Annotated in this window: 16 protein-coding genes; 14 read left to right on the forward strand and 2 right to left on the reverse strand. The window is 71.4% G+C overall.

Annotated elements, in window-relative coordinates; translation table 11 throughout:
• Nucleotides 1-2 precede the first annotated feature (2 nt).
• The 12 genes from A3Q37_RS02955 to A3Q37_RS03010 are packed head-to-tail and all read left to right on the forward strand — an operon-like array spanning nt 3 to nt 11,649.
• A complete protein-coding gene (locus A3Q37_RS02955) occupies nt 3-806 on the forward strand; it encodes an ABC transporter permease (RefSeq protein ID WP_065477109.1) in 804 nt (267 codons plus the stop codon).
• Nucleotides 806-2,104, forward strand: coding sequence for an MCE family protein (locus A3Q37_RS02960; RefSeq protein WP_065477112.1), 1,299 nt, complete (start codon nt 806-808; stop codon nt 2,102-2,104). Before A3Q37_RS02955 ends, A3Q37_RS02960 begins: the two co-directional genes overlap by 1 nt.
• Nucleotides 2,101-3,132: an MCE family protein gene (locus tag A3Q37_RS02965; protein ID WP_065477114.1), complete on the forward strand. Its 1,032-nt coding sequence runs from the start codon at nt 2,101-2,103 to the stop codon at nt 3,130-3,132. Before A3Q37_RS02960 ends, A3Q37_RS02965 begins: the two co-directional genes overlap by 4 nt.
• Nucleotides 3,129-4,148: an MCE family protein gene (locus tag A3Q37_RS02970; RefSeq protein ID WP_065477116.1), complete on the forward strand. Its 1,020-nt coding sequence runs from the start codon at nt 3,129-3,131 to the stop codon at nt 4,146-4,148. Before A3Q37_RS02965 ends, A3Q37_RS02970 begins: the two co-directional genes overlap by 4 nt.
• Nucleotide 4,149: 1 nt before the next feature.
• A complete protein-coding gene (locus A3Q37_RS02975; protein ID WP_065477119.1) occupies nt 4,150-5,343 on the forward strand; it encodes an MCE family protein in 1,194 nt (397 codons plus the stop codon).
• A complete protein-coding gene (locus tag A3Q37_RS02980; protein ID WP_065477121.1) occupies nt 5,340-6,551 on the forward strand; it encodes an MCE family protein in 1,212 nt (403 codons plus the stop codon). The genes A3Q37_RS02975 and A3Q37_RS02980 overlap by 4 nt, the downstream gene beginning before the upstream one ends.
• The gene (locus A3Q37_RS02985; RefSeq protein WP_065477124.1) at nt 6,548-7,783 is read left to right on the forward strand and encodes an MCE family protein; all 1,236 of its coding nucleotides are present in this window, start codon (nt 6,548-6,550) and stop codon (nt 7,781-7,783) included. The genes A3Q37_RS02980 and A3Q37_RS02985 overlap by 4 nt, the downstream gene beginning before the upstream one ends.
• Nucleotides 7,780-8,301 (forward strand): hypothetical protein, encoded by a 522-nt coding sequence (locus A3Q37_RS02990; RefSeq protein ID WP_065477126.1) that lies wholly within the window; start codon nt 7,780-7,782, stop codon nt 8,299-8,301. Before A3Q37_RS02985 ends, A3Q37_RS02990 begins: the two co-directional genes overlap by 4 nt.
• Nucleotides 8,302-8,324: 23 nt before the next feature.
• Nucleotides 8,325-8,921: a hypothetical protein gene (locus A3Q37_RS02995; RefSeq protein ID WP_065477128.1), complete on the forward strand. Its 597-nt coding sequence runs from the start codon at nt 8,325-8,327 to the stop codon at nt 8,919-8,921.
• 59 nt (nt 8,922-8,980) lie between these two features.
• Nucleotides 8,981-9,547 (forward strand): nuclear transport factor 2 family protein, encoded by a 567-nt coding sequence (locus tag A3Q37_RS03000; RefSeq protein WP_065477130.1) that lies wholly within the window; start codon nt 8,981-8,983, stop codon nt 9,545-9,547.
• 50 nt (nt 9,548-9,597) lie between these two features.
• The gene (locus A3Q37_RS03005) at nt 9,598-10,374 is read left to right on the forward strand and encodes a hypothetical protein (RefSeq protein ID WP_065477133.1); all 777 of its coding nucleotides are present in this window, start codon (nt 9,598-9,600) and stop codon (nt 10,372-10,374) included.
• 15 nt (nt 10,375-10,389) lie between these two features.
• Entirely contained in the window at nt 10,390-11,649 is a 1,260-nt protein-coding gene (locus tag A3Q37_RS03010; protein WP_065477135.1) for a lytic transglycosylase domain-containing protein, read from the forward strand.
• On the opposite strand, the gene A3Q37_RS03015 is transcribed toward A3Q37_RS03010, so the two are convergent.
• Nucleotides 11,638-12,699, reverse strand: a complete 1,062-nt coding sequence (locus tag A3Q37_RS03015; RefSeq protein ID WP_065477137.1) for an ATP-dependent DNA ligase — start codon at nt 12,697-12,699, stop codon at nt 11,638-11,640. The genes A3Q37_RS03010 and A3Q37_RS03015 overlap by 12 nt on opposite strands.
• 76 nt (nt 12,700-12,775) lie before the next feature.
• On the opposite strand from A3Q37_RS03015, the gene ligD reads away from it, so the two are divergent.
• Together ligD and A3Q37_RS03025 are read left to right on the forward strand one after the other, a co-directional pair.
• Nucleotides 12,776-13,804: a non-homologous end-joining DNA ligase gene (gene ligD / locus A3Q37_RS03020; RefSeq protein WP_255311716.1), complete on the forward strand. Its 1,029-nt coding sequence runs from the start codon at nt 12,776-12,778 to the stop codon at nt 13,802-13,804.
• The gene (locus A3Q37_RS03025; RefSeq protein WP_065477142.1) at nt 13,801-14,868 is read left to right on the forward strand and encodes a hypothetical protein; all 1,068 of its coding nucleotides are present in this window, start codon (nt 13,801-13,803) and stop codon (nt 14,866-14,868) included. Before ligD ends, A3Q37_RS03025 begins: the two co-directional genes overlap by 4 nt.
• 28 nt (nt 14,869-14,896) lie before the next feature.
• On the opposite strand, the gene A3Q37_RS03030 is transcribed toward A3Q37_RS03025, so the two are convergent.
• Nucleotides 14,897-17,056 (reverse strand): OmpL47-type beta-barrel domain-containing protein, encoded by a 2,160-nt coding sequence (locus tag A3Q37_RS03030; protein ID WP_255311722.1) that lies wholly within the window; start codon nt 17,054-17,056, stop codon nt 14,897-14,899.
• Nucleotides 17,057-17,122 lie beyond the last annotated feature (66 nt).

Genomic DNA, 17,122 nt, shown 5'->3' on the forward strand with positions numbered 1-17,122 from the left:
CGATGGCGATGCTGAACTGGCTCGACCGGTCGGGCGACCAACTCACCTTCTACGTACGGGCACTTGTCTGGATCCCCCGCACCCTGCGCCGCTATCTGCGCGAGGTCCAGCGACTCCTCGCGGAGGTCGCCTTCGGCAGCGGCGGACTCGGCGTCATCGGCGGCACCATCGGCGTGATGGTCGCCATGACCCTGTTCACCGGCACCGTCGTCGGACTCCAGGGCTACGCGGCCCTCAACCAGATCGGCACCTCGGCCTTCACCGGGTTCGTCTCCGCCTACTTCAACACCCGCGAGATCGCCCCCCTGGTCGCCGGGCTCGCCCTCTCCGCCACCGTCGGCGCGGGCTTCACCGCCCAGCTCGGCGCGATGCGGATCAACGAGGAGGTCGACGCTCTGGAGGCGATGGGCGTGCGCTCCATGCCCTACCTCGTCACCACCCGGATCATCGCCGGAGTCGTCGCGATCATCCCGCTGTACGCGATCGGGCTGCTCTCCTCGTACGTCGCCTCCCGCTACATCACCATCCTCTTCAACGGCCAGTCGGCGGGCACCTACGACCACTACTTCAATCTCTTCCTCTCCCCGCAGGACGTCCTGCTGTCGGTGCTCAAGGTGCTGATCTTCAGCGTGCTGGTGATCCTCGCCCACTGCTACTACGGCTTCCACGCCACCGGCGGACCGGCCGGCGTGGGGGTGGCCGTCGGCCGCTCGGTGCGCAACGCCATCGTGCTCATCAGCGTCACCGACTTCTTCCTCTCGCTCGCCATCTGGGGCGCCACGACGACGGTGAAGGTGGCCGGCTGATGCGCACATCCAGCACCCGTACGGTCCGCCGCCGCCTCGCCGGAGTCGCCTTCCTGCTGGTGCCCGCCGTCCTGGTGTGGGTCTCGGTCTCCGTGTACGAGAAGGACTTCACCGACGACGCCACCGTCACGGTCCGCACCGGATCGGCCGGCAACGAGATGCACACGGGCGCCGATGTGAAGATGCGCGGTGTCGTCATCGGGCAGGTCCGCTCCATCGCCGCCGACGGCGACGGCGCACGCCTCACCCTGGCCATCGACCGCGACAAACTCGGCCAGGTCCCCGCCGACGTCACCGCCCAGATGCTGCCGACCACCCTCTTCGGCGCCCGGTTCGTCGCGCTCGTCCCGCCCCGCATCCCCACGGCCACCACGCTGCGGGCCGGGGCCGTCATCCCGCAGGACCGCTCCAGCAACGCCATCGAGCTGGAACAGGTCCTCGACAACGTCCTGCCGCTGCTGACCGCCGTGAAGCCCGAGAAGCTCTCCGCCACCCTCAACGCCGTCTCCCAGGCGCTGGAGGGACGTGGTGAACGGCTCGGCTCCACGCTGACCACGCTCGATCAGCACCTGAAGAAGTTCAACCCCCAACTCCCCACCCTCAACGCCGACATCAAGGAACTCGTCAAGGTGAGCACGCTGTACGCGGACGCCGCGCCGGACGTCCTCGACGCGCTGAGAGACGCCACGGTCACCAGCTCCACCCTCGCCGACCAGGAGGCGCGGCTCGCCGCCCTCCACGGCACGACCACGGCCGCCGCACAGGACATGACCTCCTTCCTGCGGGAGAACAAGGACAACCTCATCCGGCTCTCCGCCACGAGCAGGCCCTCCCTCGAACTCCTCGCGGAATACGCCGAGTCGTTCCCCTGCACCCTGCGCACCCTGGCCGGCTTCGTCCCCGCCATGGACAAGGCGCTGGGCAAGGGGACGAACGAACCGGGACTGCATGTGTCGGTCAAGTCCGTTCCCTCGAAGGGGAAATACGTCCCCGGCAGGGACACCCCGGTCTACAACGCCACGGGCGGCCCGACGTGCTACTCGGTGCCGTACGTCGGCAAGCACGCCCCGACCGCCGACACCCGCCGGGCCGCCGACGTCACCGCGCCCCCGGCCACTCGGGGCGATACCGACGACGGCACCGACACCGCGCTCGGACTGCCCAACTCGCCCGAGGAGTCCCGGCTCGTGAACGAACTCGTCGCCCCCTCGCTGAAGGTCCGGCCGGGGGACCTGCCCGACTGGAGCGGCGTGCTCATCGGCCCGGCCTTCCGCGGCGCGGAGGTGAAGCTCAAGTGAAACGCCGCTCGCTCGCGGGACCCGTCACCAAGTCCCTCGTCTTCATCGTCGTCACCGTGCTGGCCACCACCGTCCTCGGGCTCTCCATCGCCAACACGGGCGTCGGCGACACCACCACGTACAAGGCGCGGTTCACCGACGCCACCGGCCTCATCCCCGGCGACAGCGTCCGGATCGCCGGGGTGAAGGTCGGCCAGGTCGAATCCGTACGGGTCGCCGACCGGCGCGTCGCCGAGGTCACCTTCGGCGTACGCAAGGGGCGCGACCTCCCCGCCTCGGTGACGGCGTCCATCAAATACCTCAACATGGTCGGCCAGCGGTACGTCGACCTCGACCGGGGCACCGGGCCCGTCGGCCGGACCTTCGCGCCCGGGGACACCATCCCGCTCTCCCGCACCATCCCGGCCCTCGACCTCACCCAGCTCTTCAACGGCTTCCAGCCGCTGTTCGAGGGGCTGTCGCCGCCCGACGTCAACCAGCTCGCCGGCTCCATCGTCCAGGTCCTCCAGGGCGAGGGCGGCACCGTCGACAGCATCCTGCGGCACGTCGGCTCGCTCACCACGACCGTCGCCGCGAAGGACAAGGTCATCGGCGAGGTGATCACGAACCTCAACACGGTCCTCAAGACCGTCAACGACCGGGAGAAGGGCTTCGACGACCTCGTCGTCACCCTCCAGAAGCTCGTCACCGGCTTCTCCGGCGACCGCAAACCGCTCGGCGAGGCCATCACCGCGATGGGCGCGCTCACCACCGTCACCGCCGACCTCTTCCAGGACGGCAGGAAGCCCCTCAAGGACGACATCCGCCAACTCGGACGCCTCAGCGGCCAGTTGGAGAAGGGCACCCCGCAGATCGAGAACTTCCTCCAGAAGACCCCGGCCAAGATGGCGGCCATCAGCCGGCTGACGTCCTACGGATCGTGGCTCAACCTCTACCTCTGCGAGGCGAAGGTCAGCGGCGTCACCCACGACGACGGCAGCAAGCCGCCCACCGGCATCGCGATCACCCAACCGAGGTGCCTGGCATGAGCATCAGACCCATCCGGGAACGCAACCCGGTCGCCGTCGCCCTCGTCGGACTCCTCGTCCTGACCCTGCTGGGCCTCGCCGCCTGGCGCGCCGACTCCCTGCCCTTCGTCGACAACGGGACCACCTACAGCGCCGACTTCACCGAGTCCGCCGGACTCGCCGACGGCGACGAGGTGCGCATCGCCGGAGTGAAGGTCGGCAAGGTCACCGGCGTCTCCCTCGACGGCGCGAAGGTCCGGGTCGACTTCCGGGTGAAGGACGCCTGGATCGGCGACTCCTCCACCGTCGGCATCGCCATCAAGACCCTGCTCGGCGAGAAGTACCTCGCCGTCGACCCCCTCGGCGACGCCCCGCAGGACCCCCGCTCCCGTATCACCGCGAGCCGCACCACCTCCCCGTACGACGTCACCCAGGCGTTCAACGGGCTCGGCGAGACCATCGGCGAGATCGACACCGACCAGCTCGCCAAGAGCTTCGAGACGATCTCCGCCACCTTCAAGGACTCCCCGCCCCACGTCCGCAGCGCCGCCGACGGCCTCTCCGCCCTCTCCCGTACGGTCTCCGAACGCGACGCCCAGCTCGCCACCCTGCTCAGCAGCAGCAAGAAGCTGACGAAGACCCTCGACGGGAAGAAGAGCAGCTTCGAAACGCTCCTGGAGGACGGAAACCTGCTGCTCGGCGAGATCCAGGCCCGCCGCGACTCCATCCATCTGCTGCTCACCGGCACCCGCGACCTCGGCACCCAGCTCACCGGACTCGTCAAGGACAACGACAAGCAGCTCGGGCCGACCCTGGCCTCCCTCGGCCGCGTCACCGCCGTCCTGGTCAAGAACCGCAAGAGCCTCGACAAGGTCCTCGCCACGACCGGCTCCTACAGCCGGCTCGTCGGCAACACCCTCGGCAGTGGGCGCTGGTTCGACAACTACGTCTGCGGCGTCGTGCCCAGGAACTACCTGCCCGCCGGCACACCCCCGGCGACCGGATGCCTGCCACCCCGGCAGCAAGGGGGCCGCTGACATGAGACGCACCCGCATCACCGGCATCGGCGCCGGGCTCGCCCTCGTCGCCGTCGTGGCCGCCACCGGCGTGAGCGCCCTGGAGGAGGACGGGAAGAGGACCGTCACCGCCTACTTCGACCGGGTCACCGGCGTCTACGCCGGATCCGACCTGCGGATCCTCGGCGTCAAGGTCGGCACGGTCGACTCCGTCGAGCCACGCGGCAAGGAGGTGAAGGTCGTCCTGCGCCTCGACAAGGGCATCGACGTGCCCAAGGACGCCCACGCCGTCGTCGTCGCCCCCAGCCTCGTCGCCGACCGCTACATCCAGCTCGCCCCGGCCTACGACGGCGGCCCCCGGCTCGCCGACGGCGCGGTGCTGCCCGCCGCCCGCAACGCCACCCCCGTCGAGGTCGACGAGCTGTACGCCTCCATCACCGAGCTGTCCACCGCGCTCGGCCCCAACGGGGCCAACGCGAACGGGGCGTTGGCCCGGCTCCTGGACACCGGGGCGAAGAACCTCGACGGCAACGGCAAGGCCATCGGCGACTCCATCGAACAGTTCGGCAAGGCCACCAAGACGCTCGACAAGAGCAGCGACGATCTGTTCGACACCCTGAAGTACCTCCAGGGCTTCACCACGATGCTCAAGGAGAACGACGGCAACGTCCGCAGCGCCGAGCAGCAACTGAACACGGTCACCTCCTTCCTCGCCGACGACAAGAAGAACCTCAGCGCGGCCCTCAAGGAGCTCGGCACCGCCCTCGGCCAGGTCAAGACGTTCATCGCCAAGAACCGCGGCTCGCTCAAGAAGAACGTCGAGGCCCTGGTGCCGGTCACCCAGGCGCTCGTCGACCAGCGCGCCTCGCTCGCCGAGGCGATGGACACCCTGCCGCTCGCCGCGGGCAACGTCCTCAACGCCTACGACCCGGCCAACCGCACCCTCAACGGGCGGACCAACCTCAACGAACTGTCCATGGGCGGGCCGCTCGTGGAGCCCGGGGCCGCCGCCGCGGCGAGCCGGCTCACCGGCCTCGCCCCCGTCGACGCGACCCGCCGCAAGGCCCTGCCCGTCCTGCCGCTGCCGGAGGTCGGCACGGTCTACGGCACCCCCGAGAAACAACCCGGCAAGCCGGGAGGGGCCAGCAATCCGGGCGAGGCCGGAAAGGCAGGAACGTCCGGCGGGACCGACCAGGAGAAGGGGGCCGAGCGATGAACGACGAGATCCGGCGCGGACCCGCCGCACGGGCGGCCGCCGGCGCGGTCGCGCTGCTCGCCACCGGCGCGCTGATCGCCCTGGTCGTGGTCCGCCCCGACACCCCCTCCTTCACCGGCATCGAGCAGATCCCGCTGCCCGGCGGCGCGGACCTCGGCGACCGGCCCTACGAGGTCACCGCCGAGTTCGGCGACGTCCTCAGCCTCGCCCCGCAGTCCTCGGTCAAGGTCAACGACGTCTCCGTGGGGCGCGTCACGAAGATCGCGCTCGCCCCGGACGGCTGGCGGGCCCGGGTCACCATGAAGGTCAACGGGAACGTCAAGCTCCCCGCCAACGCCTACGCCCGGCTCGAACAGTCCAGCCTGCTCGGCGAGAAGTTCATCCAGCTCTCCCCGCCCCCCGAGGGCACCGCCCGGGGATCGCTGGCGAGCGGCGGCCGCATCCCCGTCTCCCGCACCAACAGGAACCCCGAGGTCGAAGAGGTCTTCGGAGCCCTGTCCATGCTCCTCAACGGGGGCGGCGTCCACCAGCTCAAGACCATCACCACCGAGCTGAACAAGGCGCTCTCCGGGCGGGAACCGCAGATCCGCTCCGTGCTCAACCGGGTCGACACCCTCGTGACCAACCTGGACGAGAACAAGGGCGACATCACCCAGGCCCTCGACGGCGTCAACCGGCTCGCCGCCACCCTCGCCACCCGCGAACAGGACGTCGGCACCGTCCTCACCGGGCTCAGCCCCGGACTCAAGGTCCTGGAGAAGCAGCGTGGCTCCCTGCTGACCATGCTCCGCTCCCTCGACACCCTGTCCACGGTCGCCGTCGACACCATCAACCGGAGCAAGGCCGACATGATCGCCGACCTCAAGGCGCTCGCCCCGACGCTGAAGGCGCTCGCCGACTCCGGCCAGGACCTCCCGAACTCGCTTCAGGTGCTGCTTACTTACCCGTTCACGGACGAGGTGCTGCGCGGCGTCAAGGGCGACTACCTCAACGTCTACCTGGACGTGACGGCCATGCCCGGCACGCAGATCATCCCGGCCCTCACCCCGGACCCGCCGGGCATTCCGCAGCCCCCGGCCGAGGGAGAGGAACCGGCCGCGTCGGCCAAGGGCGCGCTGCCCCTCCCGCTCCCGCTGCCCGCCGTGTCGGGCACGCCGAGGACCACCGCTCCGGGCACGCCGAAGACCACGAAGGAGGCGACACCGTGATCACCCTCGCCGTCCGGCTGAAGAACCTCGCCTTCCTCGTCATCGCCGTCCTCGTCCTCGGCTACCTCGGCGTCCGCTACGCCGATCTCGGCCACTACGTCGGACTGCGCAGCTACTACACCGTCACGGTCCAACTCCCGCAGACGGGCGGCCTGTACACCCACTCCAACGTCACCTACCGGGGCGTCTCCGTGGGCCGCGTCGGCCCCATCGAGCTGACCGAGAACGGCGTCGAGGCCGAACTGCGGATCGAGAAGGACGCCCCGCGCATCCCGGACAGCCTCACGGCCGTCGTCGCGAACCTCTCGGCGGTCGGCGAGCAGTACGTCGACCTGCGGCCCACCCGCGCGGACGGCCCCTACCTCGGCAACGGCTCGGTCATCGACGAGGCCGACACCACCATTCCCGCGCCCCCCACCGACGTACTCACCAGCGTCGACGACCTGGCGAGCTCGGTGAACCTGGAGAGCCTGCGGACCGTCGTCGAGGAGTTCGGGGCCGCCTTCGAAGGGCGCGGCGACGACCTCCAGGTCCTGCTGGACACCAGCGGCGACTTCATCGAGGCCGCGGACAAGGCCCTGCCGGTCACCACCCGGCTGATGGCCGACGGCGAGCAGGTCCTGCGCACCCAGGCCGAACAGGGCAAGGCGCTCAAGGGCTTCGCCAAGGGCGCCAAAGAACTGGCCGCCGAACTCAAGGGCTCCGACGGCGACCTGCGCCGCCTCATCGCGACCACCCCGGACGCCGCCGTCCAGATCAGCGGACTGCTGCGCGACGTCGACCCGGCCTTCGGCGTCGTCGTCGCCAACCTCCTCACCACATCGGAGGTGGCCGTCACCCGACAGCGCGGCCTGGAGGAACTCCTCGTGAAACTCCCCGCCGTCGCCGCCGCCGGGGCGAGCGCGGTCGACGACGACGGCGCCCGGTTCGGGATGTCCGTCACCTTCTTCGAACCGCTGCCCTGCACCGCCGGCTACGGCGGCACGGTCTACCGCAACGGCCTCGACACCTCGGCCGGGCCCGCCGTGAACACCGCCGCCCGCTGCACGTCCTCGCCCGGCACCGGCATCAACGTCCGGGGCAGCGCCAACGCCCCCAAGGGCGGCCCGGTACCGAAACCGGCCGTCCCGGGCTCGATGAAGCTGCCCGGAACCGTGGCCGGAGAGGCCGCGACCGCACAGCCGCCGGCCGAGGGCATGGCCGGGCTGCTGGGCCTGGGAGGCGGCTCATGACCCCCCGCACCCGGCACCTGGGCGGCTGGGCCGTGCTGCTCGTCGCCGCCCTGGTCTGCGGTCTGGGGGCCTGGTCGTACGGGCAGGCGCGCGGCGACCGCTCCCTGTCCTACGCGAAGGCCCGCGACACGGCCCTCGCCGAGGGAAAGCGCCACCTCGCGACGCTGAACAGCCTCGACGGCGAGAACGCACAGCGGGTCGACGACGGGTTACGGGCCTGGCTGGACTCCTCCACCGGCCCGCTCCACGACGAGCTGGAGCGGACCCGTAAGGCCGACGCGAAGTCCCTCACGACGGCGGGCGACACGGCCCGGGGCAAGGTCACCTCAGCGGCGCTCACCGCACTGGACGAGCGCACCGGTACGGCGGAGCTGATCGCCACCGTGGACGTCGAGGTGACCCCGCGCACCGGCGCGGCCGGCACCCAGCGCAAACGGTTCGGGGCGACCCTCGCCCGTACGGCCGACGGCTGGAAGGTCAAGGCACTCGCGGCGATCGGGACGGGCGGCGGCCGATGAGAGCGAGCGGAGGAACGACGACGGTGAACAGCGATGTCGCTCTCGACCCCGACCTCGACCCCGGGGCCGAGGAGGCCGAGACGCGGGCACCGGACCCGCACGACGGTGCGGACGCGCCCCGCCGCCGGTGGCCGCGCGTCCTCGGCGCCCTGCTGACGGTCGCCCTGATCGCCACGGGCGGCGTCCTGTACGCCGAAGGGCGCCAGCTGCGCGACACCCCGGCCACGGCGAACCTCGCGCTCACCGACGCGGAGGCGACCACGCGCGTCACCGGCGACGTCAGCAGCGCGCTCAGCAAGGTCTTCTCGTACGGTCCCGGGGCCACCGCCACGACGCAGGCGGCAGCGAAGGAGGTGCTGGCGGGCAAGGCGCTCCAGCAGTACGCGGCGCTGTTCGGCCAGGTCGAACGGCAGTCCGCCGACCAGAAGCTGACGCTGACCACCGAGGTCGTCCGGGCCGGCGTGACCCGGCTGACCGACGACAGCGCACACCTCCTGGTCTTCCTCGACCAGGTCTACGAGCGCCGGGGCCGGGCCCCCACCACCGCCTCCGCGCAGCTCACGGTGGTCGCCGAACTGCGCGACGGGCGCTGGTGGATCGTCGGGATCGGCTCCACATGACGGCGACCCGCAGGCGATGGCGGACGGGTCCGGTTCGGCAGGCAGGGGAGAGGCAGCAGATGGCACGGCGGCGGACGACGACAGCGAAGACCGACACGCGGGGGACCACCGGGAAGGGAAACCCGCTCCTGCTCGCCGCCCTGGCCCTGGTGGTCTGCGCGGCCGGAGCGGCGGGCTGGGGTGGCTGGCAGCGTTACGAGGCCTCGCACGACGACGCGGCGTCCTTCGCACAGGCGCGGGATGACGCGCTGGCGGCGGGGGAGCAGGCGGTGCAGAACATGAACACCCTGGACCACAAGGCGCTGGAGCAGGGGCTCGACAGCTGGGAGCAGTCCACCACCGGCGACCTCCACCGCCAACTCGTCGACGGGCGCGATGCGTTCGCGAAGCAGATCGCCGATGCGAAGACGGTGAGCACGGCCAAGGTCCTCTCCGGTGCGGTGACCGAGCTGGACCAACGGGCGGGCCGGGCAGGGGTGATGGTCGCGCTGCGGGTGACGGTTGCCGCGCCCAAGGGTGAACCGGCGGTGAAGGAGAGCCGGTTGCTCGGCACTCTCACCCGGACCTCCGGGGGGTGGAAGCTCAGCGCGCTGGGCCAGGCGCCCGTCGGCTCCACGGGCGGCTGACCTCCGCGCCGCACCCCGCCCACCCCGTACGCCCCGGAGAGGACCCACCCATGTCGACGACCCGTCACCTCGTCAACCGCCGTCGCCGGCTGGCCACGGCACCACCGCGTACGACGGAGTCCGGGACGGAACCGGCGGCCGGGTCGACCGCCGGCCCGGTCACCACGACCGAGCCCGCCCCACCGGCCGCATCGGACACCGGCGCCGAAGCGAGCACCCCTGCCGATACGGAAGCAGGCACCGCTCCCGAAGCCCCGGCCGACGCCGCCGACAGCCCTGCGGACGACGGCGCCCCCCGCACCAGGAAGCCCCGGCTCCGCATCACCCTGCCCGCCGTGCTCTGCGCGCTCACGGTGCTCCTCGGGGCCTTCGCCGTCTGGGCGTTCTCCTCGGCGAGCAGTCTCCGCGACGAGCCCGCCCGGCAGAACGCCGCGCTCACCGACATCGGCCGCACCAGCGAGGTGAAGGGCCGGATCAGCGAGGCGGTCGGCGCGGTGTTCAGTTACGACTACGCCTCGCCCGCCCGGTCCGACCGCGCGGCGCGCACGTATCTGACCGGCCGGGCCGTGCAGCAGCACAAGGACATGCTCGCCGACATACGGGAGCAGGCCCCCAAGCAGAAGCTCGTCCTGACCACCACCGTCACCGAGAGCGGAGTGGAGTTCCTGGACAGCGACCGCGCCCGGCTGCTGATCTTCGCCGACCAGAGCAACACCCGTACGGGCAAGGACGAGGAGACGACGTACGCGGCGGCCATGTTCGCCGTGGACGCCGTCCGCCGCGGGGACACCTGGCTGATCGCCGCCATCGACACGTTCACCCGCTGAGCGAAGGGAATCCGCATGAGCTTCCACCGCACGGTGCGCCGCCGGCTCGGCACCACGGCCACCGCCGTCGCCGCGATGACCGCGCTCACCGCGTCCCAGGCCCCGGGGCTCGCCCTGCCCGAGCCCCGGAAGGAGAAGGCGGCGGCCTCCGACGACGTGGTGTGGACCGAGGTGCCGGGCGACGACGTCTACCACACCGAGTTACCGCCGTTGCGGTCCCCGAAGCCGCCCGCACCCCTGAAACCCGGGAAGAAGCCCGACCCCCTCGTGGTCCGTGCCTGGTCCGAGGCGGGCATCCCGGCCACCGTGCTGGCCGCCTACCACCGGGCCCAGAACGCGGTGGGCCGCAGCGACCCGGGGTGCGGGCTGCCGTGGCAGCTGCTCGCGGCGATCGGCAAGGTCGAGTCCGGCCAGGCGTCCGGCGGGCGGGTCGACGCGCGCGGGACGACCCTCACCCCGATCCTCGGCCCCGCGCTCGACAGCAACGGCTTCGCCCTGATCCGGGACACCGACAACGGGGCGTACGACGGCGACCGCACCTACGACCGGGCCGTCGGGCCCATGCAGTTCATCCCGTCCACCTGGGCGGCCTGGGGCGCGGACGGCAACGGCGACGGCCGCAAGGACCCGAACAACATCTACGACGCGGCGCTCGCCGCCGGGCACTACCTGTGCGCCGGTTCGCGCGATCTGACCCGCCGCGCCGACCTGGACCGGGCGATCCTCAGCTACAACCGCTCCGACACCTATCTGCGGACGGTGCTGTCCTGGCTGGAGTTCTACCGCAAGGGCAGCCATCCGGTCGCCGACGGCGAGGGCGTCCTCCCGGTCAGCCCAGGACCCGGCGGGAAGACCCGCCCCCATTCCCCGGTCGGCGGCCCCGGCGCTCCGGAACGCCCCGGCAAGGACGACGGAGGCGTCGTCGTCGGGCCGCAGCCGACCAGACCGCCGAGCCCGAGCCCCACCCCCCGGCCCACGGACCCCGGCTCCCCGAGCCCGAGCCCCGATCCGACGGACCCGGGCCCCGGACCCACCGACCCCGGCCCGGGTCCCAGCCCCGACCCGACCGATCCGACCGACCCGGGCCCGGACCCCACGGACCCCGGCCCCGACCCGACCGGGCCCACCACACCGCCCGACCCCGGCGGGACCGACCCGGGCTGCCCCGACGACACCCCGTCGCCGTCCCCGTCCGACGACACCGGAACGCCCGGCCCGGGCGGGTCGGACGAGCCCTGCGCCACGCCGACCGGTGAGCCGGGGTCAGCCGCCTGACAGCACCTCGGACAGGTCGTAGGAGACGACCTCCTCCAGCTGCGCGTACGTACAGCTCGCGGGGGACCGGTCCGGCCGCCACCGGCGGAACTGGGTCGTGTGCCGGAACCGGTCGCCCTCCATGTGGTCGTAGGCCACCTCGCACACCCGCTCCGGGCGCAGCGGCACCCAGGACTGGTCCTTCTTCCCCGTCCAGCGGTTCTGCGTGCCCGGCAGCCGGGACTGCTCGTGCGCCGCCGCGTCCGCCCAGGCGCCCCACGGGTGCTCGGCGAACGCGCAGCGCAGCGGGGCGAGTTCCTCGGCCAGCTCGGCGCGCCGCTTCATCGGGAAGGCCGCGCAGACCCCGACGTGCTGGAGCACGCCCTCGGTGTCGTACAGGCCGAGCAGCAGCGAGCCGACGACCGGGCCGCTCTTGTGCTCGCGGTAGCCGGCCACCACGACGTCGGCGGTCCGCTCGTGCTTGATCTTGTACATCACCCGGGTGTCGGGCCGGTAGGGCAGGTCCAGCGGCTTCGCCACGATCCCGTCGAGCCCCGCCCCCTCGTACCGGTCGAACCACTGCCGGGCCAGCTCGATGTCCGTGGTGGAGGGGGCGAGGAGCACGGGCGCGGAGGCGCCGGAGAGGGCGGCCGTCAGCACCGCCCGCCGGTCCGCCTGCGGGGTGCTCAGAAGGGAAGTGTCGTCGACCGCGAGGACGTCGAAGGCGATGAAGCTCGCCGGGGTCTGCTCGGCGAGCATCCGCACCCGGGAGTCCGCCGGATGGATGCGCTCGCTGAGCCGCTCGAATTCGAGCCGCCCCTCGTGGGCGATGACGATCTCCCCGTCGATCACACAGCGCGCCGGGAGGTTGTCCCGTACGGCGTCGACCAGATCGGGGAAGTAGCGGGTCAGCGACTTGCCCGTACGGCTGCCGATCTCGACCTCGTCGCCGTCCCGGTAGACGATCGCCCGGAAGCCGTCCCACTTCGCCTCGTACGCCATGCCCGGCGGGATCCTGGCCACCGACTTGGCGAGCATCGGCTTGATGGGCGGCATCACCGGCAGGTCCATGGCCCGATTCTGGACCGCGCACCCACCCATGTCGCCCGATGTGCGGCATATGTGCGACCGGCCTACGGTGGCCGTCATGGGAGCTGCGGTGGAGCTGGACGCGGGCGGACGGGCCGTGAGGCTGTCCAACCCGGACAAGGTGTACTTCCCGGAGAAGGGTTACACCAAGAGGGACGTGGCCGAATACTTCCTGGCCGTCGGTCCCGGGATCACGCGTGCCCTGAACCACCGGCCGACCACGCTCCAGCGCTTCGTGGACGGGGTCGAGGGCGACTTCTTCTACCAGAAGCGCGCCCCGAAGAACCTCCCCGAGTGGATCCCCACCGCCCGGATCGCCTTCCCCAGCGGCCGTCCGGCCGACGAGATCTGCCCGACCGAGCTGGCCGCCGTGATCTGGGCCGCCAACCTCGGCACGCTCACCTTCCACCCCTGGCCGGTGCGGGCCGGGGACACCGACCACCCGGACGAACTGCGCATCGACCTGGACCCGCAGCCCGGCACCGACTACGCCGACGCGGTCGCCGCCGCCCACGAGCTGCGCTCCGTCCTGGAGGACCACGGCGTACGGGGGTGGCCCAAGACCTCCGGCGGGCGTGGGATGCACGTCTTCGTGCCCATCGAGCCCGCGTGGACCTTCGTCGAGGTGCGGCGCGCCGCGATCGCCGCCGGGCGCGAGCTGGAGCGGCGGATGCCCGAGCGGGTGACGACCGCCTGGTGGAAGGAGGAGCGCGGCGAGCGGATCTTCGTCGACTTCAACCAGACCGCCCGCGACCGCACCATCGCCTCCGCCTACTCCGTACGCCCCTTCCCGCACGCCCCCGTTTCCGCACCGCTGCGCTGGGACGAGATCGACGACGCCGAACCCCGCGACTTCGACCTCCGCACGATGCCGGGGCGGTACGCCGAACTCGGCGACGTGCACGCCGACATGGACCAGGAGGCGTTCCGGCTCGACGGGCTGCTGGAGCTGGCGGACCGGGACGAGAAGGAGCGCGGGCTCGGCGACATGCCCTACCCGCCGGAGTACCCGAAGATGCCCGGCGAACCGAAGCGCGTCCAGCCCAGCCGCGCCCGCCACGATGACGACGACGGCGACACGGCGTGAGCGGAAGCAGCGAGGGGCACGGCGCGCACGGACGGCCGCTCACCCTCCGCGAGCGCTGGGAGGCGTACAAGAACAGCCCGTTCCTGCCCGCGACCGTCCTCGTCCTGATCGTCGCCGCCGCTGCCGGTCTCTTCGCCGGCTCCTACACGTACGCGATGGCCGACCCCACCCCGCACCGGATCCCGGCGGCCCTGGTCACCCAGCCGGAGGTGGAGCGCGGCGAGGCGTTCGTCGCGGGGATGGAGAAGGCCCTCGACGCCTCGCTCGAACTCCACGACTACCCGGACGTCGCCGACGCCCGCCGCGCCCTGGACGAACAGAAGGTCTTCGCGATCGTGCGCGCGGCCGACGACGGCGTGGCGCTCGACGTGGCCGGAGCCTCCGGCGCGTCCGTGGCCGAACTGCTCGGCAAGGCGGGCACCGAGGTGGGGGACGCCACCAGCGTCGAGGTCACCGTCCGGGACGTCAAGCCGCTCCAGCGGGGAGATCCGCGCGGGCTCGCCCTGTTCTACATCTCGCTGGCCGCCGTCATCATGGGCTTCCTCGGCGCGATCCAGCTCAGCGTGCACGCCCATGGCCTCAACCCGGCCGAGCGCATCGCCTTCACCGTCGCCTACGCCCTGCTCGGCGGCTTCGCCATCGCGGCGGCCGTGGACTGGTGGCTCGGGGCGGTCGACCTGCCGTTCGTCCAGTCCTGGCTGATCCTGGCGTTCACGATGTTCACCTCCGGCATGGTCTTCACGATGTTCAACACCCTGATGGGCCGCTGGGCGATGATCCCCACCTGGGGAGTCATGGTGCTGCTCGGCAACCCGTCGTCCGGCGGGGCGGTGTCCTGGCCGCTGCTGCCCTCCGCGCTCGGCCACATCGGCCGCTGGCTGCCGCCCGGAGCCTCCGTCAACGCCCAGCACACCGCCGTCTACTACCAGGGCCACCAGTTCGTCTTCCCGTACCTGGTGCTCGCCGGCTGGGCGCTGGTCTCCTGCACGGTGTTCTGGGTGTGGCGGCACCGACACCCAGGAGGCCGCGCCCGCACGCCTGAGCATGCGGCCACGGCCTCCTGAGACCTCTCCCTACGCGTTACAGCACGGCTTACAGCTCCTTGATCCGGATGTCGCGGTACGAGATGACGTCGGTGACGCCGTGGACCTGGAGCCCGATGTAACCGGAGGCGAACCGCCGGCCGTCGGTGCCCGGGTCGTCGCCCCGCGGCGGCTCGAAGAGCTGACCACCGGTGTTGTCGAACTCGTTGATCAGGACACCGTTGCGGTAGATCTCGTAGTGCTGGTCGACCACCTTGATCTCGTAGTCGTTCCAGGTGCCCTTGGGCGTGACCCCGGCGCCGCCGAGACCCACCCGGTCGAAGCCGTACACCGAACCGGTCTTGTACATGTCGCCGTCCGGCCGGTCGTTGACCTGGATCTCATGGCCGTACTTGATGGCGACCCACTCCGGACGCGACTCCTCCGGGTGGTCGTGGACCTTCGGGAAGCGGACGAAGACCCCGCCGTTGGCGTTGCCCGAGCCCGGGGCGTCGTCCCGCCACTGGAGCTTCAGCGAGAAGTCCCCGTAGGCCCGGGTCGGGAACCAGAGCATGCCCATGCCGTCCACCGTGGTGGAGCTGGTGATCGAGCCCTCCTCCTCGTTCAGTCCGAACGCGCCGCCGCCCACGTGCTGCCACTTGGCGAGCGAGGCCGCCGTGCCGTCGAAGAGCTTGGTGTAGCCCTCGGACTGACCCGGCTTGCCGATGCCCGACTGCTTGGCGGCCTGGTTGATCGCCTTGCGCTCGCGCTGGTCGATGACGCCGTCGCTCTTGAGCTTGTCGAGGACCGCCGTCACGTGCTTGAGGAACAGGGCGTGGGAGGACCAGTCCTTCTCGTCCTCGATCAGCTCGTTGATCGTGCAGCGGTTACGAGTGATCCGGTTCGGGACGCCCGTGTCGACCGTGCCGACGAAGACGGTGTGCCGCTCGTCGAACTCCGCGCAGTTCGGCGCGGGAACCCCGCCGCCCTGGGCGACGGTGAACGACACCCTTTTCGCCTCGGAGGTGTTGCCCGCCTTGTCGGTCGCCCGGTGTGCGATCGTGTGGTGGCCCACCCGGTCGACGATCACCGGGGTGGTGTACGCGAGGTACGGTCCGCCGTCGAGGCTGTACTCCACCTTGTCCACGCCCGAGTCGTCGTCGGTCGCGGTGACGGTCGCCTTGGCGCTGGTGATGAACGCGCCGTCGCTGTTCTTGTCGCCCTCGACCGTCACCGAGGTCTCCGGAGCCGTCTGGTCCTGCGACGGCGGCTCGACCACGGTGAACTCGACGGACTTCTCGTCCGCGACGTTGCCCGACCGGTCGGTGGCCCGGTAGCGGACGGTGTGCTCGCCCAGCTCGTGGACCATCACCGGTGCGGTGTAGGGCTGCCACTCGCCGTCCGCGCCGAGCGCGTACTCGATGGTGTTGACGCCGGACCCGGTGTCGGACGCGGTCACGGTGACCGTGGCCATGCCCAGGTACGCGCCCGCGTCGTCCTTCTCGCCGGTGACGGTCGCCGAGGTCTCCGGCGGCGTCTCGTCGTCGGTCGGCGGGGCCGCCACCGCGAAGTCGACGGACTTCTCCTCGGCCGCGTTGCCCGCCTTGTCGGTGGCCCGGTAGCGGACCGTGTGGTCGCCGACCTCGTTCACCACGACGGGCGCGGTGTAGGGCTGCCACTCGCCGTCCGCGCCGAGCGCGTACTCGACGGTGTCGACGCCGGAGCCCTCGTCGGTGGCCTCGACGGTCACCGTGGCCTGGCCGATGTACGCGCCGTCCCCGTTCTGATCGCCGTCGACCTTCGCCGAGGTCGCCGGGGCCTCGGTGTCCTCGCCGCTGCCCTCGGTGACGGTCAGGATGCCCTGCATCATGCCGTGGCCGGGGATCGTGCAGTGGTAGAAGTACCGGCCGGGCGACAGCGTGACCTCCACGCTGTGCTTGCCGCCCTCGGAGTCACCCGGGTTGGCCAGGATGTTCAGCTGGACGTCGTTGTTGAACTCCGGGTCCGACACGCTGAACGTCAGCGTGTGCGGCATGCTCGTGGTGTTCCCGGTGGCCGTGCTGTTCTCGAAGACGATCGTCGCCTTGCCGGCCACCGCCGTCTTCGGCGCGGTCAGATAGTGGTCGATCGGATCGCCCGCGGTCCAGGTCAGCACCTGGTCGGCGGCCTTCGCCCCGGGGCCGTCACCGCCCTTGCCGTACGCGGCCGTCGAGGTCAGCCCGAGGACCATCAGGAGGGAGGCCAGCAGGGCCACCCAGAAACTCGGCGGACGGTGCCGCCTGCGTGCGAGGTACGG

This window comes from Streptomyces sp. PTY087I2 (assembly GCF_001687325.1).
GTDB lineage: Bacteria > Actinomycetota > Actinomycetes > Streptomycetales > Streptomycetaceae > Streptomyces.